The sequence below is a fragment of the Pseudomonas sp. BW7P1 genome (assembly GCF_024981055.1).
GTDB classification, from domain to species: Bacteria; Pseudomonadota; Gammaproteobacteria; order Pseudomonadales; family Pseudomonadaceae; genus Aquipseudomonas; species Aquipseudomonas bananamidigenes.
This window is the reverse complement of the sequence record NZ_CP103374.1, coordinates 4,559,380-4,577,790: the sequence shown is the minus strand read 5'-3', so window position 1 is coordinate 4,577,790 and position 18,411 is coordinate 4,559,380. Positions and strand designations below refer to the sequence as shown.

Genomic DNA, 18,411 nt, shown 5'->3' with positions numbered 1-18,411 from the left:
GGAGTGCTCCATGATCGTTGACCGTCAAGGCAGGCGTTTTCGCAATTTGCGGATCAGTCTGACCTCAGCCTGCAATTACGCCTGTACCTACTGCGTGCCCAACGGCAAGCGGCTGGTGGCTGCGCAGGATGAACTGTCGGCCGAGGCCATGGCGCGCGGCGTTGCCTACCTGATCGAAGCCGCCGGCATCGAGCGCCTGCGCATTACCGGCGGCGAGCCGCTGGTCAGCCCCAAACTCGAATCCTTCATGAGCGCCGTCGGCAAGATGGGCCTGGAAGACATCAGCCTGACGACCAACGGCCAGCTCCTGGCGAAGAAACTTCCACTGCTGGTCGATGCCGGTCTGCGCCGGATCAACGTTTCCCTCGATACCCTGGACGCCGGCGCATTCCGCAGCATTGCCCGTGGCGGTGATCTGGCAACGGTGCTTGACGGCATGGATCGAGCCAAAGCGGCGGGCATGAAGATCAAGGTCAACATGGTGCCGTTGCGCGGGCAGAACCTCGATCAGGTCATGCCGCTGCTCGATTACTGCCTCGAGCGTGGCTACGAGCTGCGCTTCATCGAGTTGATGCGCATGGGCCACCTGGCCAGGGACTCCAATGCGTTTCTGCAGCAGTTCGTCAGTCTGCAACAGCTGCTCGAACTGATCGGCGAGCGTTATGAGTACGCACAAACCGATGCGCCTGTGGACGCCACGGCCGTTCGCTATGCGATTCCCGGTCTGGGTACTTTCGGCGTGATCGCTAACGAGAGCGTGCCGTTCTGCCGGACCTGCTCACGACTGCGCCTGTCATCCACCGGGTGGCTGCATGGCTGCCTGTCGTCGAGCAACCGTCACTATGTCGGCGATCTGCTCGACAAGCCGCGCCACGAGGCGTTGCCGGCGTTGCAACGGCTGTTGGTCAAGGCCTTGGGCGACAAGCAGGAAGTCGCGTTCTCCGGCGGCGCCACCGTCATGAAGATCATCGGCGGTTGAATCTCCCGCCGCAAAAGCCTTGTTTCAAAACGGATACCCGTTCATTTCCAAGGACTGGCGCAAAAGCTGCATCCTACGGCCATTCGCCGGTTTTCCGTCACCGGCTTCTGGAGGATTAGGAATGCGTAGCCTGGTTTTGCTGCTGGCCGTTTTGGCGCTGGGCGGCTGTATGACTGTCAGTGACATGGCCGAAGGGACTCGCTACCAGATGAGCGACGCGGGTCTGCTGGATCACAGCGACAGCCGCCGCGTGAACAATTTCCGCATTCAGCCGGATTCGTTCATCTACATCGCGCAAGGCTCGTTCGCTCCGCCGGGTGGTTCTTATCCGCGTCCCAACGTGGTGGCCGAAGAGGCCTTCAAAGGCTTCGTCGAATACTTCCCGATGGTCCGCCGCGCCCGTGCGCCGGAGGGCCTCGACCAGGCGATGGGCGAAGCCCGCGACGCAGGTGCTCATTACTTGCTTTACACCCGTTTTGCCAAGGCTGACGATCGCATCGGCAACTCCGACGAGTGGCTGGATCAGGAAGCCGTGGATCGCCTCGGTATCGACGGCGGCGTGATTCAGATCATGTTGATCGAGACCAGCACTCAGTATTTGATCGATACTGCACGGATCAAGAGTCGTGGCGGTTTACTGACGTTCCACGACAACAAGCCCGAAGACCTGATCGGCCCGCCGCTGGCGCAATACGCACGCAGCCTGCTGGGCGTCGGGGACCAGTAATTCAAGGAGTACGCCATGAGTGGCCCGCAAAAAGCCAATGATCTGCTGGGGCAAATCCCCAAAACCAAAGGCTTGCCGCCGGTGCACTTGTGGAATCCGGATTTCTGCGGCGACATCGATATGCGCATCGCCCGGGACGGCACCTGGTTTTATATGGGTACGCCGATCGGGCGCAAGCCGATGGTCAAGCTGTTTTCCACCATCATCCGCCGCGATGGTGATGACTACTTCCTGATTACTCCGGTCGAGAAAGTCGGGATCAAGGTCGATGATGCGCCATTCGTGGCGATTGCCGTCGAGGTGGAAGGCGAGGGTGAGGCACAAGTGTTGCGCTTTACCACCAATGTCGATGAAACCACCGAGGCCGGCGCTGAACATCCGATCCGCGTCGAGATCGATCCGACGACGCAAGAGCCTGCGCCCTATGTGCATGTGCGTACCAACCTCGAAGCGCTGATCCACCGCAATGTGTTCTACCAATTGGTGGAGCTGGCCGTCAGTCGTGACATCGATGGCCAGCGCTGGCTCGGCGTCTGGAGTGGTGGCGAATTCTTCCGCATCGGTCTCGAACCCTGAAAAACCGCAGTCTGTGAAAACAGGCTGCGTTTTTTTGTCGTTGACTCCCAATCATATGATCATTAGCGTAGACACCCACAGCGAACGGCGTCGGGGTGTCCATGTCGAGCAGTTTTCACGCATCAACGGTTGACTGGCTGGGTGCCTGGATTGCCGCCGGCCAGGTAAAGCCGGGCCAGGCGATCAAGGTCGAGGCTGAGCTGGGCGAGCAGCTCGGCGTCAGCCGCACCGTCATTCGCGAAGCCATCAAGACCCTTGTCGCCAAAGGCATGCTCGAGGTCGGGCCGAAAGTCGGCACCCGCGTGTTGCCGATCAAGCGTTGGAATCTGTTCGATCCGCAAGTCGTGGGCTGGCTGTCACGCAGCGGTCTGCCGGAGAACTTCGTCGATGACCTGCTTGACCTGCGCCGCACCATCGAACCGATGGCGGTGCGCTGGGCCTGCGAGCGGGCGACCGTCGAACAGGTGCAAGCCATCCAGCAGGCCTGCAAAGCCCTGGAGAGGGCCGTGCACAGCGGCATCGATTACAACCGCGCCGACCAGTTCTTCCACGAATGCATCCTCGCTGCCAGCCACAATCAATTCATCGAGCAGATGGTGCCGGCCCTCGGCGCGCTGCTTGCCGTGTCCTTCGAAGTGTCCGCGGCCGACCCCGACGAGTTGCGCCGCACCTTGCCCATCCACAAAGACATGGCCGACGCCATCGCCGCCCGGGATGCCGCGCGCGGGGTGTGGGCCTGCATGACGCTGATCGACAACGCCGACCTGGTCATCAAGCGGTTTTACCCGCAGGTGATGGCCGACAAAAAAGCCAGCTGACCAAAACAACAAGACAGGGGGTTGCATGACGTGGACTGCGGTGACAGAGCATCGGGCGCAACTGGGCGAAGGACCCTTCTGGGACGCACCGACACAGGCGCTGTACTGGGTGGACATCGCCGGCAGGCAGGCGCTACGGCTGATCGGGCAGAACGTGCAGATCTGGCAGATGCCGGAGCACGTCTCGGCTTTCATCCCCTGCGCCAGCGGCGATGCGCTGGTGACCCTGACCAGCGGCGTTTACCGACTCGATCTGGATTCCCCCGGGCTTGAGCCACGACTGACGCTGTTCTGCGTCGCCGATCCGCAGCCAGGCAATCGCGCCAACGAAGCCCGTTGCGATGACCTGGGTCGCTTGTGGCTCGGCACCATGCAAAACAATATCGGCGAGCGGGGCGAGGATCTGCCGGTCACCCGTCGCTCCGGTGGATTGTTCCGGATTGATCCGGATAAAAGAGTCACGCCGTTGCTGCGCGGCCTGGGCATTCCCAACACGCTGCTGTGGAGCGACGACGGCACCACGCTGTTGTTCGGTGACAGCCTCGACAGCACGTTATACCGCTATTTCATTCACACCGATGGCAACCTCGACACGGCCCGGCCCTGGTACGACGCCGATCGGAACGGCGACCCGGACGGTTCGGCGATGGATGCCGAAGGCTTTGTGTGGAATGCCCGCTGGGATGGCAGTTGCCTGCTGCGCCTGACGCCGGATGGCAAGATCGACCGCAAGATCGACCTGCCGATCAGTCGCCCCACCAGTTGTGTATTCGGCGGTGCCGACCTGAAAACCCTGTACATCACCAGCGCCAAGAGTCCGTTGAACCAGCCGCTGGACGGCGCCGTGCTGTCGTTGCAAGTGGACGTCGCCGGAAAACTCTGTACACGTTTTGCTGATTAAATCCCAAAATATGGGATGCAAAATTATATATTGAGATTATTTGGCGGTCGGGTTTATAGTCGGCTCCAGCAGTAACACGCACTCACACTTAAAAAGAACAAAACAGGTGAAGTGATGCAGCGAATTTCTCTCGCACTCCCAAGCGGAGTCAGCGTTTCGCAACGGCCCGATGCCGTCAGCGGCGCTTGCCTGTTTCGTTCAAAAAGCCTTCCGGACCGGACATCGTCAGATGCCCGGTTTTTTTATGCTTTCGAACAGGAGTCCTGATTCATGGCTGAACCTCTGTCCCTGCCGCCGGTGCCCGAGCCGCCCAAAGGCGAGCGTCTGAACAACAAGGTCGTGCTGCTGACCGGCGCCGCCCAAGGCATCGGCGAAGCCATCGTCGCGGCCTTCGCCTCGCAGCAGGCCAAACTGGTGATCAGCGATATCCAGGCTGAAAAAGTCGAGAAAGTCGCTGCGCACTGGCGCGAGCAGGGCGCCGATGTGCAAGCGATCAAGGCCGATGTGTCGCGCCAGCAGGACCTGCACGCCATGGCCAGACTGGCCATCGATCTGCACGGTCGCATCGACGTGCTGGTCAACTGCGCCGGGGTCAACGTGTTCCGCGATCCGCTGCAAATGACTGAAGAAGACTGGAAACGTTGCTTCGCCATCGATCTCGACGGCGCCTGGTATGGCTGCAAGGCCGTGTTGCCGCAAATGATCGAGCAAGGCATCGGCAGCATTATCAACATTGCCTCGACCCATTCCACCCACATCATTCCCGGTTGCTTCCCGTATCCGGTGGCCAAGCACGGCTTGCTCGGCCTGACCCGCGCGCTGGGCATCGAATACGCGCCGAAGGGCATTCGCGTCAACGCCATCGCCCCGGGCTACATCGAAACCCAGCTCAACGTCGATTACTGGAACGGGTTTGCCGACCCGCACGCCGAACGCCAGCGGGCCTTCGATCTGCATCCGCCCAAACGCATCGGTCAGCCGATTGAAGTGGCGATGACCGCCGTGTTCCTGGCCAGCGACGAAGCGCCGTTCATCAATGCCTCGTGCATCACCATCGACGGTGGTCGCTCGGTGATGTACCACGACTGAAAAACCGGATTTCGGGTGGAATAGTTCGCCTGAAATCCAATCATCATACGATATGACTATTGTTGGCCTGATTGGCGGCAAACGCTTCGACCGCTGTAACGCTTTTCAAATAACGCTCAAGAAAAATAACAAGGAGTCTGCTTATGAAACGTCGTTTCGGGATTCGTACCCTGTGCAGTGCCGCGCTGGCGGTCACTGCGTTTAGCCTGAGCGCTTCACTGCTGGCCGCCGATCCGGTGAAGATCGGTTTCCTGGTCAAGCAGGCCGAAGAGCCGTGGTTCCAGACCGAATGGGCTTTCGCCGAAAAAGCGGCCAAGGACAAAGGCTTCGAGCTGATCAAGATTGCCGTGCCGGATGGCGAGAAAACCCTCTCGGCCATCGACAGTCTCGCGGCCAATGGCGCCAAGGGTTTCGTGATCTGCCCGCCGGACGTTTCCCTCGGACCGGCGATCATGGCCAAGGCCAAACTCAATGACCTGAAAGTGATCGCGGTGGACGACCGTTTCGTCGACGCCAGCGGCAAGTTCATGGAGGACGTGCCGTACCTCGGCATGGCCGCGTTCGAAGTCGGCCAGAAGCAGGGCGCCGCCATGGTGGCCGAGGCGAAAAAGCGTAACTGGGACTGGAAAGACACCTACGCGGTGGTCAACACCTACAACGAACTCGACACCGGCAAGAAGCGCACCGACGGTTCGATGAAAGCCCTCGAAGACGCCGGTCTGCCGAAAGAGCACATTTTGACGGCCGCCCTGAAAACCCTCGATGTACCGGGCAGCATGGACGCCACCAACTCGGCGCTGGTCAAACTGCCGGGCGCGGCGAAAAACCTGATCATCGGCGGCATGAACGACAACACCGTGCTGGGCGGCGTGCGCGCCACCGAAGCCGCCGGGTTTGCTGCGGCCAACGTGATCGGCATCGGCATCAACGGCACCGATGCGATCGGCGAGCTGAAAAAGCCCAACAGCGGCTTCTACGGTTCGATGCTGCCAAGCCCGCATATCGAGGGCTACAAGACCGCCGAGATGATGTACGAGTGGGTCACCACCGGCAAAGAACCGCCGAAGTACACCGCGATGGACGACGTCACCCTGATCACCCGCGACAACTTCAAGCAAGAGCTGGAAAAAATCGGCCTGTGGAATTGATGGCTGCTCGATCGGTGTGAAGAGGTGGCGATATGCACGCGCAAGTACAGACACAACACAGCGGCGGCAGCCTGCGTTTCAACAGGATCGGCAAGACCTTTCCCGGCGTGAAGGCGCTTGACGGCATCAGCTTCGTCGCTCATCCCGGGCAGGTTCACGCCCTGATGGGCGAGAACGGCGCCGGCAAATCGACCCTGCTGAAAATCCTCGGCGGCGCCTACATTCCCAGCAGCGGCGAACTGCAGATCGGTGAGCGGACGATGGCCTTCAAGTCCACCGCCGACAGCATCGGCAGCGGCGTGGCGGTGATTCACCAGGAATTGCATCTGGTGCCGGAAATGACCGTGGCCGAGAACCTGTTCCTCGGTCACCTGCCGGCCAGTTTCGGCCTGATCAATCGTGGGGGGCTGCGCCAGCAGGCATTGGCTTGCCTCAAAGGCCTGGCCGATGAAATCGACCCGCAGACCAAAGTCGGGCGCCTGTCCCTTGGTCAGCGGCAACTGGTGGAAATTGCCAAGGCGCTGTCCCGAGGTGCCCATGTGATCGCGTTCGATGAGCCGACCAGCAGCCTGTCGGCGCGGGAGATCGACCGTCTGATGGCGATCATCGGTCGGCTGCGCGATGAGGGCAAAGTCGTACTCTACGTTTCTCATCGCATGGAAGAAGTGTTCCGCATCTGCGACGCGGTGACGGTGTTCAAGGACGGTCGCTACGTGCGCACCTTCGACGACATGAGCCAGTTGACCCACGATCAACTGGTGACCTGCATGGTCGGGCGTGACATTCAGGACATCTACGATTATCGCGGACGCCCCCGTGGTGCAGTGGCGCTGAGAGTCGATGGATTGCTCGGCCCGGGGCTGCGTGAGCCGATCAGTTTCGATGCGCACAAAGGCGAGATTCTCGGGTTGTTCGGACTTGTCGGGGCCGGGCGCACCGAGCTGTTTCGCCTGCTCAGCGGCCTGGAACGCAGCACCGCCGGACGCCTGGAGTTGCGCGGCCACGAACTGAAATTGCGTTCGCCCCGGGATGCGATTGCCGCCGGGATTCTGCTGTGCCCGGAGGATCGCAAGAAGGAAGGCATCATTCCGCTGGCCAGCGTCGCCGAGAACATCAACATCAGTGCGCGTGGCGCCAACTCCGGCCTCGGTTGCCTGCTGCGCGGGATCTGGGAAAAGGGCAACGCCGACAAACAGATCAAGGCCCTGAAAGTGAAAACCCCACACGCCGGGCAGCCGATCAAGTTTCTCTCCGGCGGCAATCAGCAGAAGGCGATTCTCGGCCGCTGGCTGTCGATGCCGATGAAAGTCCTGCTGCTCGACGAGCCGACCCGGGGCATCGATATCGGTGCCAAGGCCGAGATCTATCAAATCATTCTTAACCTGGCCGCCGACGGCATTTCGGTGATCGTGGTGTCCAGCGACCTCATGGAAGTGATGGGCATTTCCGACCGCATTCTGGTGCTGTGCGAGGGCGCCCTGCGCGGCGAAGTCAGCCGCGACCAGGCCAATGAATCCAACCTGCTGCAACTGGCTTTGCCGCGCCATCGCGCCGGCGGCGTGGCGAACTGAGAGGTGACTATGATGACAACCCAAAACGAAACCCTGCCGACCGAGCGCAAACCTCTGGATATGCGGCGCTTCCTCGATGACTGGGTCATGTTGCTGGCGGCGATCGGGATCTTCCTCGCCTGTACCTTGCTGATCGACAACTTCCTGTCGCCGCTGAACATGCGCGGCCTGGGCCTGGCGATCTCCACCACCGGGATTGCCGCGTGCACCATGCTGTATTGCCTGGCATCGGGGCATTTCGACTTGTCGGTGGGTTCGGTGATTGCCTGCGCCGGCGTGGTCGCGGCCGTGGTGATGCGCGACACCAACAGCGTGTTTCTCGGCGTCAGCGCGGCACTGGTGATGGGGCTGATCGTCGGGCTGATCAACGGCATCGTGATTGCCAAGTTGCGGGTCAATGCGCTGATCACGACGCTGGCGACCATGCAGATCGTCCGTGGGCTGGCCTACATTTTTGCCAACGGTAAAGCGGTGGGCGTGTCTCAGGAGTCGTTCTTTGTATTTGGCAACGGCCAGTTGTTCGGCGTGCCGGTGCCGATCCTGATCACCATTGTCTGCTTCCTGTTTTTCGGCTGGCTGCTGAACTACACAACCTACGGGCGCAACACCATGGCCATCGGTGGCAACCAGGAAGCGGCGCTGCTGGCGGGGGTAAATGTTGATCGCACGAAGATCATCATCTTCGCGGTGCATGGTGTGATCGGTGCGCTGGCGGGGGTGATTCTGGCGTCGCGGATGACGTCCGGGCAGCCGATGATCGGGCAGGGGTTCGAACTGACGGTGATTTCGGCTTGCGTGCTGGGCGGGGTGTCGCTGAGCGGCGGGATCGGGATGATCCGCCATGTGATTGCCGGGGTCCTGATTCTGGCGATTATCGAGAATGCGATGAACCTGAAGAACATCGACACGTTTTATCAGTATGTGATCCGGGGTTCGATTCTGCTGCTGGCTGTGGTCATCGACCGCCTCAAACAACGCTGACACCACCACTCCCTTGTGGGAGCGAGCCTGCTCGCGAAGGCTTCGGCACATTCAATATCAGTGTGTCAGAGATACCGTTTTCGCGAGCAGGCGCTCCTAGAGGCATCGCACCAACTTCCCGCCTTCTGTCACTTCCCTTAAATTTCCCTTGCTCGTTTCAGCCTGTTTCGGTTATCACTTTGTACATGATTAGACAGGTACGATTTGACAAGAAACAACGGGTGGTCGACGAGCTCGTCCGACGCATCGAAAGCGGTCTCATGGAGGACGGCTTTCTGTTGCCTGGCGAGCATCAGTTGGCTCAGGAATTCAACGTCAGCCGTGGCACGTTGCGCGAAGCGCTGGCCGAACTGAAGCGGCGCAATTACATCGCCACGCAAAGCGGGGTCGGCTCGATCGTCACATTTGACGGGATGGTGCTCGACCAGCGCAGCGGCTGGGCCCAGGCCCTGGCCGACAGCGGGGCGATGATCAATACCGACGTGTTGCGTCTGGAAGCCGTGACTCGCGTGGATCTGCTTGCGCGTTTCGGCTCCGATCAATTCATTCTTCTCGAACGTCGCCGCCGTTCCAACGATGGCACGGCGGTGTCCCTTGAACGCTCTCTGATGCCCGCCTCCGGAGGCCTGGAAAGCCTGCCGCGGGTCGGCCTGATCGACAATTCCCTGACCATCACCCTGGCCGCTTACGGCTATATCGGCGAGCGCGGCGACCAGTGGATCGGCGCCGAACCGCTCAATGCCGTGGACGCCGAACTGCTGGGTCGTCCCGAAGGCACGGTGTTCCTCAAGGCACTGCGTACCACCTACGACCGGCAGAACCGTTTCATGGAACAGGTCGAAAGCCTGCTCGATCCGGTGCATTTTCGTCTGCACCTGCAGTTCGGAGAATCGAAATGACCGCACTCGACCGTGCCCTCGGCGCGTTTTACGGCCTGGCCCTCGGCGATGCGCTGGGCATGCCGACGCAATCCCTGAACCGCGAAACCATCAGGCAGCGCTTCGGCCGGATCACCGATCTGCAAGACGCCGGCCCCTTGCAACCGATCGCCGCGAACATGCCCAAGGGCTCGATCACTGATGACACCGAACAGGCGATTCTGGTCGGCGAGCTGCTGGTCGAAGGCTCGGGGCGGATCGAGCCGGCGGTGCTGGCGCAACGACTGATCGAGTGGGAAGCGCAGATGCAGGCCAAGGGTTCGCAGGACTTGCTCGGTCCGTCGACCAAACGCGCGATCGAAATGATCCTCGCCGGCCATTCGCCGGAAGAGGCCGGACGCTATGGCACCACCAACGGCGCGGCGATGCGCATCACTCCGGTGGGGATCGCGGCGAATGTTGCCGACCCCGAGCGGTTTATCGCGGCGGTGGTGCAGGCCTGTCAGGTCACTCACAACACCACGCTGGGGATTGCCAGCGCGGCAGCGGTGGCGGCCGTGGTTTCGGCGGGCATCAACGGCCTGGATCTGGGCGAGGCGCTCAACCTCGGCCAGCAGATCGCCCAGCAAGCGGAAACACACGGGCACTGGGTGGCCGGCGGGCGCATCGCCTCAAGGATCAGTTGGGCGCGCAGCATCAGTGTCGAGAGCGACCCGGTGCTGCTCGCGGATCTGCTGTACGACGTGATCGGCACTTCGGTCGCCTCACAGGAATCGGTGGTGGTGTCGTTCGCCCTCGCGCAGCAAGTCGCGGTCGGTGAAATGACGCCGTTCGACGCACTGTGCCTGGCCGCCAGCCTGGGTGGCGACACTGACACCATCGCCGCGATTCTCGGCGCCATGCTCGGGGCCTGCCTGGGCCTTGAGAGCTGGCCGGCGGCGATGATTGAAACCATCAAAACCGTCAACGATCTGGAGCTGGAACCGTTGGTGAAAGGACTCCTCGCGCTGCGCTGAAACGCCGCCCGCCACACTTCAACCATCCGTCTTGCCGACAACCACAACAAGGGCAACAGGAGCATCTCTCATGAGTTCATCGAACGCCGGGCAAAGTGCCGGGCAACTGGAAACCCGGGGCATCGAGCCAGTGCCGGAAGGCGAGTGCAACGGCCATCCGCTGCAACTGTTCTGGGTCTGGTTCGCGGCCAATATTTCCATTCTCGGCCTGCCGCTGGGCGCCACGCTGGTGGCGTTTCGCGGACTGGCGATCTGGCAGGCGATCATCGTCGCGATCCTCGGTGCTGCCGGTTCGTTCGCAGTGGTGGGGATCATCTCGATTGCCGGCCGTCGCGGTCGTGCGCCGAGTCTGACCTTGTCACGGGCGATCTTCGGTGTGCGCGGCAATATCGGCCCGACGCTGGTGTCACTGATGTCGCGTCTGGGCTGGGAGACCGTCAACACCACCACGGCGGCGTTCGTGCTTTTGTCGCTATGCTCGATCCTGTTCGGCTCGCCGGTGGAAGCCAAAAGCGCGCCGGTGCTGACCCTGATTTTCATCGCGATTTTCGTGCTGCTGACCCTGTCGGTGTCGGGCCTTGGTCACGCCACATTGCTGGTGATCCAGAAGTGGGCGACCTACGTGTTCGGCGCGCTGAACATTCTGGTCGGTGGCTTCCTTTGCGCGACCATCGACTGGAGCGCCGTGTTCAACGCCACGCCGGCGCCGATGAGCGCGATGATCATCGGCATCGGCACCATGGCCGCCGGCACAGGGATCGGCTGGGCCAACGCCGGGGCGGACATGTCGCGCTATCAGCATCGCAGCGTCAAGGCTGTGCGACTGGTGGCTTCGGCGGCATTCGGCGCGGGGATTCCGCTGGTGTTGCTGATCACCCTCGGCGGTCTGCTGTCGGTGGGCAACAACGATCTGGCCTCGGCCACTGACCCGATCGTGGCGATCCGCGACATGCTGCCGACCTGGATGGCCGTGCCGTACCTGATCACCGCGTTCGGCGGTCTGCTGCTGTCGAACAACCTGTCGGTGTACTCCGCCGGACTGACCACGTTGACCCTCGGCCTGAAGGTCAAGCGCGTGTACGCCGTGGTGGTCGACATCGTCGCGATCTTCGCCGGTTCGATCTACTTCATGCTGATCGCCGACAGTTTCTATGGCCCGTTCATCACCTTCATCTCGCTGCTGGCGGTGCCGATCACCGCGTGGGTCGGGATCTTCGTGGTCGACCTGATTCACCGTCACTACTACAGCCCCAAAGACTTGCTCGACGTCAGCCCGAGCAGCGCCTACTGGTACAGCGGCGGCATCGAGTGGCGTGCATTTGGCGCGTGGGCGATTGCCATCGTGCTGGGCTTCAGTTTCACCACCATCGGCACCACCGCCGAAAACATCTGGTTCAAGGGTTTCCTGTCCGATTCCTGGCTGGGCCATAACGGCCTCGGCTGGATCGTGACCTTCGTGGTGGCCGGCGGCATTTACTTCCTGCTCGGCGGTGCGAAAGACCGTCGCGCCGCGCAAACCGAGAATGCACATGCCTAAGATGTTGCACACCGGCCAGGTCATCATCGACCTGGTCATGGCCGTGGAGGCGCTGCCGCAAATCGGCGGCGACGTGTTGGCGCAGTCCGCCAGTTTCGAAGCCGGCGGCGGCTTCAATGTGATGGCTGCCGCCGTGCGTAACGGTTTGCCGGTGGTCTATCTGGGTCGCCACGGCAGCGGTCGATTCGGCGATCTGGCGCGGCAAGCGATGAATGCCGAGGGCATCGGCATCGGCATCGAACAACCTGCCGAGCGCGACACCGGCATCTGCGTGGCACTGACCGATGCGTCGGCGGAGCGCAGTTTCATTTCCTGTATCGGTGCTGAAGGTGAAGTGACGGCAGCAGAGCTGAACAGCGTTGCCGCAGAGGCGGGGGATTATGTCTACGTCAGTGGCTACAGCCTGCTGCATAGCGGCAAGGCTCAGTCGTTGCTGGACTGGACGCTGGCGCTGCCGAAGGCAATCAACGTGGTGTTCGATCCGGGTCCGCTGGTGGAGTCACCGGACTCACCGATGATGCAGGCGCTGTTGCCGCGAATCGACGTGTGGACCAGCAACAGAGTCGAGGCGTTACGTTTCACGGGCGCAGCGGACATCGAAACGGCACTCGACCGCCTGGCCGTACACCTGCCGGCGGGCGCGCTGATGGTGGTGCGCGACGGGCCGCAGGGTTGCTGGATTCATCAGCACGGTGAGCGTCGGCATGTGCCCGGCTTCAAGGTGCAGGCCGTTGACAGCAACGGCGCGGGCGATGCTCATGCAGGCGTATTCGTGGCCGGCCTGGCACACGGGTTGACGGCTCACGAATCCGCCAGGCGCGCCAATGCTGCGGCTGCGTTGGCCGTCACTCGCTGGGGGCCGGCGACGGCGCCGGGGGGCGATGAAGTCGATGCATTGATCCGTGAGCGTTCAGATCACTGATCGATTGCTTTCGCGAGCAGGCTCGCTCCCACAGGGACTGCGGTGTGCTCACCTGGGGAGTGGGAGCGAGCCTGCTCGCGAAGGACAAAGCCTGATTCAACTCGCCTTGCGCAGCGCCGCTATCAGCTCGTCCTTGCGCATCGAGGAGCGCCCGGGAATCTTCCGTTCCCGGGCTTCCTTGCGCAGGCTCTCGACCGTCTGCGCTTCCCGCGAAGCCTTGCTGCTGCGCGAGTGTCCCTCACGGCTCACCGCTGCGCGCCGCGCCGATTCCTTGCGGTCTTCGGATTTGGCACTGGCCGGTTTCCGGCGTCCGGAACCTCCGGCCTTCTCGCCGCCGCCGGACTGTTTGTTGACCGTCGCCCAGGCGCGTGCCTCGGCTTCATCCTTCGAGACACCTTTCTTTTCGTAGCTGTCTTCGATGTGTTCGGCCTTGCGTTTCTGTTCGGCGGTGTACTTGGCTTTGCTTCCACGAGGCATGGTATTTCTCCTTGATCATTACTGACCGGTGCCCTCGGAGCCCGAACCACCTGTCGTGGTTTTCGAACCGATACCGGAGCCGGAGTTGTCGGGAGTGGTCGGGGCATCCGGCGTGTTCACACCGCCCTGGCGACCGGGATCATTGCCCTGGGTGCGCGGATCGGTTCCGGTGGCCGGCGGCTGATTGATCAGTGGAACACCCGAGCCATCGGTGTTCATTCCCGGCGCGCTGTTGATCGCCGGGGCGTGCGGCGGCGTGACAGGGTCGGTGGGACCGGTGCCGGTGGCGGTTGCAGCGAACGCCACGGGGCCGATCAGGGTGGCAAAAACGAAAGCGGTCAACCTTGACGAGATCATGGTATGTCTCCAGTGATTGGAATCCTTACCTGAACTTGGTCTGCCCGCCCGTGGCATAGGTGCCGATCGAATGACGAACGGTTCAGTTCGTCAGAGCGCGTTCTGCCGAGATCTTACGCCAGAACAAGCGGCCGATGGTGATCGACCAGTTCAGCACCGCCACGGCCAGCACCGTCAGCAACAGGGTCGCCATGCCGTGCTCGACGATGATTTTCCCGGCCAGCAGCGGGAAGCCGAAGACCCCGATGAAGTACGAAAGGCTGAATAACAGCAGCGCTTGCGATGTCGTGCCGGGCGGCGCTTCGTTGTCCGCCAGTCCGTTGATGACGGAGTAGGTGAGGCCATATCCGACACCGAGCATCACCGCCGCCAGCAGATAACTGAAACCGCTCTGCACGCCGAACGCGAACAGCACGATCGAACCCAGCATCAACCCCGATAACAGACACGACGCCCGCAGCGGATCACGCTTGACTACGTGGCCTGCGATCAACATCCGGCTGCTGATGGCGGCGCTCATGAAGCCCAGGAAGAACAGTGAATAGTCCAGCGAACGGGCAGCGGCGTAGCTGGTCTGGAAACTCGACAGACCGCCGAACACGCACCCGCCGAGGCCGACCATGATGATCGGAAACACCGCGCGTGAACCCAGCACTCGCGTTGTCGCCTGCCAGCTGATTTTTGCCGCTGACGCCGCTTGTGTACTTTTCAGACGGGCGCCGAGACGCCAGAACAACAGCACGCCGATCAGGCTCGCTGCAGCCGCCAGATAGAACGCCGACGTCACTGGCAAACCCAGTGCACTGGCGGCGCGCCCGAGCAGCGGGCCGCTGCCGATCCCGGTCATCATGCTGCCGGACAGCAGCGCAAAGTATTTCGCCCGCTGCGCCGGGTTGACCAGGCTGGCGACAATGATCGGCCCCAGCGTGTAGAACACGCCCCAGCCCAGCCCCAGCAGCAAACCGAAAAACAGCAGCAGATGGCCGAAGCCCGGCGTCATCGCAAATCCCAGGCTCGCCGCCATCAGCAACAGCCCGAACAATGCAATCGAACGCGCCGCACCCAGCCAGTCGGACAGGTGCCCGGACATCAGCACCGCAACGAAGGTGCTGAGCATCGCCACACTGATTACGCTGCCGGCATCGTGCTCGTTGCCGCCGCGCGAACCGATCAGCAGCGAGAGCAGAAACGTCGCGCCGTATGACAGCGACAACAGGTAACTGGCGAGGCAGAACAGGCCGAACAGTTTGCCCGGGACCTGGGGTGTTGCTTGAGGCATGACGCGGTTCCTTGACCGGAAAAATAGAGCGTCATCTATCTAACACGTCAGGCCCGTGGTTTAGGTCTGAGCTTGGTGATCTCAGGATCGTGATTGACCGGAGTAAGGCTTTCAAACGACGCCGATCTCTTCCTTGAATTGCTCCATGAAGCCTTTCAGGCGTTGATGGCGGATCTGCGCCAGACGCTGGCCGGCAGCGGTCTGGAAGCCCTCGGCCAGATGAAGCAGTTTGGTCTGGAAATGATCGAGGCAGAATCGCTTGTCATCGTAGTCCCTTGCACGGGCTTCGGGATCGTGTGGGTCGTACAGTGCGCTGCCCATGCGTCCGGCGGTGTAGAACGTGCGGGCGACGCCGAGCATCCCGAGGGAGTCGAGACGGTCGGCGTCCTGCATAAGCCGCGCTTCGAGGGTTGTCGGTGTGATGTTGGCGGAAAAACTGTGGGCTTCGATGGCGTGGGTGACGGCGCTGACTTTCTCTTCTGGCCAGTTCAGGCTTGCCAGCACCTTTGACGCCTTTTCCGCCGCCAGACGCGATGCCTGTGAACGCAGGGGAGAGTTCTTTTCCACGGCCACGCAATCGTGCAGCAACACCGCTGCAAGCAGCACCTCAAGGTCGCCACCTTCTTCAGTCTGCAAGGTGCGTGCGTTGTGCCAGACCCGCTGCAGGTGCGACAGGTCATGGGCGCCGTCCTCCGATGGCTCCAGCGCGTGGGGCAGCAGTTCGGCGGCGAGTTCCGCAGGGGTGAAAAAGCGATGTTGTCCATTGGGCGTCCTTTCGAGTGACCGGCGGCACTAGCCTAATCTGTGGATTGCCATGTGACGAGCGCTGCGCGCCGCCTTAGTATGGCGTTTTCCTTTTTCCGACAAGGCCCGTCCATGACGATCGAAATCCGCCCGGCGACCCCCAGCGATGCGCCGCAAATCCTCGCGTTCATCACTGAACTTGCAGACTTCGAAAAGGCCCGTCACGAAGTCATCGCCAGCGTCGCCGACATCGAGCGCAGCCTGTTCAGCGAAGGCGCCACCGCCCACGGCCTGATCTGCCTGCGTGATGGGCTGCCGATCGGCTTTGCGGTGTTCTTCTTCAGTTATTCGACCTGGCTGGGCAGCAACTGCCTGTACCTCGAAGACCTCTACATCACCCCGGAGCAACGGGGCGGCGGCGCCGGCAAAACCTTGTTGCGCCACCTCGCGAAAATCGCCTGCGCCAACGACTGTGGCCGCTTCGAGTGGAGCGTTCTGGACTGGAACACCCCGGCCATCGAATTCTACAAATCCCTCGGTGCCCAGCCGCAGGAAGAGTGGGTGAGGTATCGCATGGATGGCAAGGTGCTGCGGGAGTTTGCCGAGGGCAATTGAGCCGCACCGACAATACTGCAGACGCTGTTTCAGCCTGCAGTATTTTTTTGTCTTAATCCCATAATATGGGAATGATATTTATATATTGAGATTTTGCTGCGCCCAGGTTTATAGTCCGGCTCACTCACTGCCAATAACAAAACAGGTGAAGCGATGCTGGCGCAATTGATCGCGCTCGATTGGGGGACGACCTCCCTGCGTGCTTACAAACTCGGGACGGGCGGACAGGTACTGGCGCAGCGGTCGCTGTCGTTCGGGATCATGCAGTTGCCGAAGACCCCGCGACCCCTTAACGGTCGTGAATGCGCCGATGGATTTGAACTGGCATTCGATGAGGCGTGCGGTGACTGGCTCGACGCACAACCGCAATTGCCGGTGATCGCCTGCGGCATGGTCGGCAGCGCCCAGGGCTGGCGCGAAGCAACCTACCGCGATACGCCGGCCAACGTGGCCGATCTCGGAAAATCCCTGCGGACCGTCCACAGCCTTCGCGGTGTCGATGTGCATATCGTGCCGGGTGTGATTCAGCGCTCAACGTTGCCGAATGTGATGCGCGGCGAAGAAACCCAGGTCCTCGGCGTCCTGCAAAACCTGCCGACCGAGGCTGGCCATGATCTATTGATCGGCCTGCCGGGCAGTCATTCGAAATGGGTGGAAGTGGCCGACGGCTGCATCACTCGCTTCGACACCTTCATGACCGGCGAAGTGTTCGCCGTGCTCAGCGAACACAGCATTCTTGGCCGTACCCAACAGCACAGCGCGACGTTCGACGCCGAGGCCTTTGATCGCGGCGTGCAGGTAGCGTTGTCGGAGGAAGGCGAGATCGGCGTGCTATCGACATTGTTCAGCGCCCGCAGCCTCGGCCTGACCGGTGAACTCAGCGCCACCGCACAACCGGACTATCTGTCCGGGCTGCTGATCGGTCATGAACTGACAGCATTGGCCACCGTGCAACGACGCCGGCGCAACAGCGCACCTCTTCCTTCGATCATCCTCATCGGCAACACGCAGTTGTGCGCCCGCTACAGCCGCGCCCTTGATGCCTGCGGTTTCGCTCGGGTGACTCTGGCCGAACAGGCCACCGAGCGTGGGTTGTGGCAACTGGCCCTCGCCGCCGGACTGATCGATTCCTCATCCCGTTAACCCTGACTGGAGGCCTGACATGCTCAAGCAAGCACTGGCACAAAACGGTCTGATCGCGATCCTGCGCGGCCTGCATCCGCGGGAAGCCGCTGCTGTCGGAGAAATCCTGTACGCGACCGGATTTCGCGTCATCGAAGTACCGCTCAATTCCCCTGCGCCGTACGAAAGCATTCGCATCCTGCGTAAGACCCTGCCCGCCGATTGCCTGATCGGCGCCGGTACGGTGCTGACTCCGGAACAGGTCGAACGGGTGAAGGAGGCCGGCGGCCAGGTGATCGTCATGCCCCACAGCGATGCGAAGGTATTGCGCGCGGCGAAAGCGGCGGGGCTGTACCTGTCGCCCGGCGTTGCGACACCGACCGAAGCCTTTGCAGCGCTGGAGGAGGGCGCGGACATTCTCAAGCTGTTCCCGGCCGAGCAGATGGGGCCGGCGGTGGTGAAAGCCTGGCTGGCGGTGCTGCCCGCCGGGACGATTCTGGCCCCCGTCGGCGGCATCACCCCGGACAACATGCAGGCGTTCATCGACGCCGGCGTCAAAGGCTTCGGTCTTGGTTCCGGGCTGTTCAAGCCGGGCATGACGACCGAGCAAGTGGCGGCCAATGCCAGGGCCTATGTGGCGGCCTGGAAAGCCCTTCGCTAAGACTTTTCCGGCG

19 protein-coding genes and 1 pseudogene are annotated in these 18,411 nt (G+C 61.8%); 16 read left to right on the top strand and 4 right to left on the bottom strand.

Going from position 1 to position 18,411, the window contains the following annotated elements; genetic code table 11:
* Positions 1-10: 10 nt before the first annotated feature.
* The 13 genes from NWV16_RS20535 (at position 11) to NWV16_RS20475 (ending at position 13,143) form a co-directional block, all read left to right on the top strand.
* Complete coding sequence (locus NWV16_RS20535; protein ID WP_260520543.1) at positions 11-979, top strand: GTP 3',8-cyclase MoaA; 969 nt, start codon at positions 11-13, stop codon at positions 977-979.
* Between the two features lie 121 nt (positions 980-1,100).
* Entirely contained in the window at positions 1,101-1,706 is a 606-nt protein-coding gene (locus NWV16_RS20530) for a DUF4823 domain-containing protein (protein ID WP_007950810.1), read from the top strand.
* Positions 1,707-1,721: 15 nt separating this feature from the next.
* The gene (locus tag NWV16_RS20525) at positions 1,722-2,282 is read left to right on the top strand and encodes a DUF1285 domain-containing protein (RefSeq protein ID WP_260520542.1); all 561 of its coding nucleotides are present in this window, start codon (positions 1,722-1,724) and stop codon (positions 2,280-2,282) included.
* A gap of 101 nt (positions 2,283-2,383) precedes the next feature.
* On the top strand, positions 2,384-3,100 hold the full coding sequence (locus NWV16_RS20520) for a FadR/GntR family transcriptional regulator (RefSeq protein WP_260520541.1): 717 nt from the start codon (positions 2,384-2,386) through the stop codon (positions 3,098-3,100).
* A 25-nt stretch (positions 3,101-3,125) separates the two neighbouring features.
* A complete protein-coding gene (locus tag NWV16_RS20515) occupies positions 3,126-4,001 on the top strand; it encodes an SMP-30/gluconolactonase/LRE family protein (protein ID WP_260520540.1) in 876 nt (291 codons plus the stop codon).
* Positions 4,002-4,271: 270 nt separating this feature from the next.
* Positions 4,272-5,090 (top strand): SDR family oxidoreductase, encoded by an 819-nt coding sequence (locus tag NWV16_RS20510; protein WP_260520539.1) that lies wholly within the window; start codon positions 4,272-4,274, stop codon positions 5,088-5,090.
* 143 nt (positions 5,091-5,233) lie between these two features.
* Entirely contained in the window at positions 5,234-6,238 is a 1,005-nt protein-coding gene (locus NWV16_RS20505) for a substrate-binding domain-containing protein (RefSeq protein ID WP_065257217.1), read from the top strand.
* Positions 6,239-6,270: 32 nt separating this feature from the next.
* Positions 6,271-7,809, top strand: a complete 1,539-nt coding sequence (araG, locus tag NWV16_RS20500; protein WP_260520538.1) for an L-arabinose ABC transporter ATP-binding protein AraG — start codon at positions 6,271-6,273, stop codon at positions 7,807-7,809.
* A gap of 12 nt (positions 7,810-7,821) precedes the next feature.
* Complete coding sequence (gene araH, locus NWV16_RS20495; protein WP_260520537.1) at positions 7,822-8,790, top strand: L-arabinose ABC transporter permease AraH; 969 nt, start codon at positions 7,822-7,824, stop codon at positions 8,788-8,790.
* A 185-nt stretch (positions 8,791-8,975) separates the two neighbouring features.
* On the top strand, positions 8,976-9,689 hold the full coding sequence (locus tag NWV16_RS20490) for a GntR family transcriptional regulator (protein ID WP_260520536.1): 714 nt from the start codon (positions 8,976-8,978) through the stop codon (positions 9,687-9,689).
* Complete coding sequence (locus NWV16_RS20485; protein WP_260520535.1) at positions 9,686-10,684, top strand: ADP-ribosylglycohydrolase family protein; 999 nt, start codon at positions 9,686-9,688, stop codon at positions 10,682-10,684. Before NWV16_RS20490 ends, NWV16_RS20485 begins: the two co-directional genes overlap by 4 nt.
* Before the next feature lie 70 nt (positions 10,685-10,754).
* On the top strand, positions 10,755-12,221 hold the full coding sequence (locus tag NWV16_RS20480) for a purine-cytosine permease family protein (protein ID WP_260520534.1): 1,467 nt from the start codon (positions 10,755-10,757) through the stop codon (positions 12,219-12,221).
* Positions 12,214-13,143 carry a PfkB family carbohydrate kinase gene (locus tag NWV16_RS20475; RefSeq protein ID WP_260520533.1) on the top strand — a complete coding sequence of 310 codons (930 nt, stop codon included), beginning with the start codon at positions 12,214-12,216 and terminating at the stop codon, positions 13,141-13,143. Before NWV16_RS20480 ends, NWV16_RS20475 begins: the two co-directional genes overlap by 8 nt.
* Before the next feature lie 96 nt (positions 13,144-13,239).
* Here NWV16_RS20475 and NWV16_RS20470 read toward each other — a convergent pair whose 3' ends face one another.
* The 4 genes and pseudogenes from NWV16_RS20470 to NWV16_RS20455 all read right to left on the bottom strand — a co-directional run bounded on the left by NWV16_RS20470 (position 13,240) and on the right by NWV16_RS20455 (position 16,020).
* On the bottom strand, positions 13,240-13,620 hold the full coding sequence (locus NWV16_RS20470) for a Rho termination factor N-terminal domain-containing protein (protein WP_260520532.1): 381 nt from the start codon (positions 13,618-13,620) through the stop codon (positions 13,240-13,242).
* Between the two features lie 18 nt (positions 13,621-13,638).
* Complete coding sequence (locus NWV16_RS20465; RefSeq protein WP_260520531.1) at positions 13,639-13,977, bottom strand: hypothetical protein; 339 nt, start codon at positions 13,975-13,977, stop codon at positions 13,639-13,641.
* A gap of 82 nt (positions 13,978-14,059) precedes the next feature.
* On the bottom strand, positions 14,060-15,256 hold the full coding sequence (locus NWV16_RS20460) for an MFS transporter (RefSeq protein ID WP_260520530.1): 1,197 nt from the start codon (positions 15,254-15,256) through the stop codon (positions 14,060-14,062).
* A gap of 111 nt (positions 15,257-15,367) precedes the next feature.
* Positions 15,368-16,020 (bottom strand): annotated as a pseudogene (locus NWV16_RS20455) (HD domain-containing protein).
* A 112-nt stretch (positions 16,021-16,132) separates the two neighbouring features.
* On the opposite strand from NWV16_RS20455, the gene NWV16_RS20450 reads away from it, so the two are divergent.
* The 3 genes from NWV16_RS20450 (at position 16,133) to NWV16_RS20440 (ending at position 18,398) form a co-directional block, all read left to right on the top strand.
* On the top strand, positions 16,133-16,615 hold the full coding sequence (locus tag NWV16_RS20450; protein ID WP_039770630.1) for a GNAT family N-acetyltransferase: 483 nt from the start codon (positions 16,133-16,135) through the stop codon (positions 16,613-16,615).
* Positions 16,616-16,768: 153 nt separating this feature from the next.
* Positions 16,769-17,758, top strand: coding sequence for a 2-dehydro-3-deoxygalactonokinase (locus tag NWV16_RS20445; RefSeq protein WP_260520529.1), 990 nt, complete (start codon positions 16,769-16,771; stop codon positions 17,756-17,758).
* Between the two features lie 19 nt (positions 17,759-17,777).
* Entirely contained in the window at positions 17,778-18,398 is a 621-nt protein-coding gene (locus tag NWV16_RS20440; RefSeq protein WP_260520528.1) for a 2-dehydro-3-deoxy-6-phosphogalactonate aldolase, read from the top strand.
* Positions 18,399-18,411: the final 13 nt, after the last annotated feature.

Coding starts and splice junctions, on each gene's coding strand:
- araH (WP_260520537.1), top strand. CDS start 7,822: ATGACAACCCAAAACGAAACCCTGCCGACCGAGCGCAAACCTCTGGAT.
- NWV16_RS20480 (WP_260520534.1), top strand. CDS start 10,755: ATGAGTTCATCGAACGCCGGGCAAAGTGCCGGGCAACTGGAAACCCGG.
- NWV16_RS20510 (WP_260520539.1), top strand. CDS start 4,272: ATGGCTGAACCTCTGTCCCTGCCGCCGGTGCCCGAGCCGCCCAAAGGC.
- NWV16_RS20465 (WP_260520531.1), bottom strand. CDS start 13,977: ATGATCTCGTCAAGGTTGACCGCTTTCGTTTTTGCCACCCTGATCGGC.
- NWV16_RS20485 (WP_260520535.1), top strand. CDS start 9,686: ATGACCGCACTCGACCGTGCCCTCGGCGCGTTTTACGGCCTGGCCCTC.
- NWV16_RS20440 (WP_260520528.1), top strand. CDS start 17,778: ATGCTCAAGCAAGCACTGGCACAAAACGGTCTGATCGCGATCCTGCGC.
- NWV16_RS20535 (WP_260520543.1), top strand. CDS start 11: ATGATCGTTGACCGTCAAGGCAGGCGTTTTCGCAATTTGCGGATCAGT.
- NWV16_RS20505 (WP_065257217.1), top strand. CDS start 5,234: ATGAAACGTCGTTTCGGGATTCGTACCCTGTGCAGTGCCGCGCTGGCG.
- NWV16_RS20530 (WP_007950810.1), top strand. CDS start 1,101: ATGCGTAGCCTGGTTTTGCTGCTGGCCGTTTTGGCGCTGGGCGGCTGT.
- NWV16_RS20460 (WP_260520530.1), bottom strand. CDS start 15,256: ATGCCTCAAGCAACACCCCAGGTCCCGGGCAAACTGTTCGGCCTGTTC.
- NWV16_RS20475 (WP_260520533.1), top strand. CDS start 12,214: ATGCCTAAGATGTTGCACACCGGCCAGGTCATCATCGACCTGGTCATG.
- NWV16_RS20450 (WP_039770630.1), top strand. CDS start 16,133: ATGACGATCGAAATCCGCCCGGCGACCCCCAGCGATGCGCCGCAAATC.
- NWV16_RS20525 (WP_260520542.1), top strand. CDS start 1,722: ATGAGTGGCCCGCAAAAAGCCAATGATCTGCTGGGGCAAATCCCCAAA.
- NWV16_RS20445 (WP_260520529.1), top strand. CDS start 16,769: ATGCTGGCGCAATTGATCGCGCTCGATTGGGGGACGACCTCCCTGCGT.
- NWV16_RS20490 (WP_260520536.1), top strand. CDS start 8,976: ATGATTAGACAGGTACGATTTGACAAGAAACAACGGGTGGTCGACGAG.
- araG (WP_260520538.1), top strand. CDS start 6,271: ATGCACGCGCAAGTACAGACACAACACAGCGGCGGCAGCCTGCGTTTC.
- NWV16_RS20470 (WP_260520532.1), bottom strand. CDS start 13,620: ATGCCTCGTGGAAGCAAAGCCAAGTACACCGCCGAACAGAAACGCAAG.
- NWV16_RS20520 (WP_260520541.1), top strand. CDS start 2,384: ATGTCGAGCAGTTTTCACGCATCAACGGTTGACTGGCTGGGTGCCTGG.
- NWV16_RS20515 (WP_260520540.1), top strand. CDS start 3,126: ATGACGTGGACTGCGGTGACAGAGCATCGGGCGCAACTGGGCGAAGGA.